The sequence below is a fragment of the Secundilactobacillus malefermentans DSM 5705 = KCTC 3548 genome, assembly GCF_001436395.1.
Lineage (GTDB): Bacteria > Bacillota > Bacilli > Lactobacillales > Lactobacillaceae > Secundilactobacillus > Secundilactobacillus malefermentans.
The window spans coordinates 1-537 of sequence record NZ_AZGJ01000140.1 but is presented as its reverse complement, the minus strand read 5'-3'; the positions used below and the strand labels follow the sequence as shown (position 1 = coordinate 537).

The 537-nt window shown below is 35.9% G+C and carries 1 protein-coding gene; it reads left to right on the top strand.

The window, feature by feature from the left end; translation table 11 throughout:
* Positions 1–537 (top strand): transposase (locus FD44_RS10195; protein WP_156656230.1); only part of this gene is annotated, 537 nt, incomplete at both ends.

Below are 537 nucleotides of genomic sequence, written 5' to 3'. Positions count from 1 at the left end.
CTTATTCCCTATACAATGTATTTAAAAGAACAATCCAAGAAGTATAAAAATGATGCCAATAAGGTTATGAATTGGACCTATGATAACGCAACTGACAGTTTCACTGATCAGCATCATATTCAATTCTCCTTTAAACAAGTCTATAACAGGACTGATAAGTATGGGTTTCAGCGGACCATTCGAAAATATGAAGCCAATCAATACGATGATCCCGAAGGTTATCACTATTCGATTACGGAAAGGGGTAACCAACGGTCAATCCAAATAAATCCGCATTGGGAAATGGAAAAAAGATTAATTAGAGTTAAGCTTTCAAGTAAGACAGGTGCTTCAATTTACGCAAAGCGTAAAATTGAAGTTGAGCCAGTTTTTGGTAACTTGAAGGCTAATTTGGCGTTCAAACGCTTATCAGTCAGAGGGTTAGAAAAAGCCAAAAATGAATTGGGGATCATTTTAATGGCCGGAAACTTAAAGAAGATGATGAAAATCATCCTTTCAAGTCGTCAGCAGAGTCAAAAAAGTAGTTGGAAAAACTTA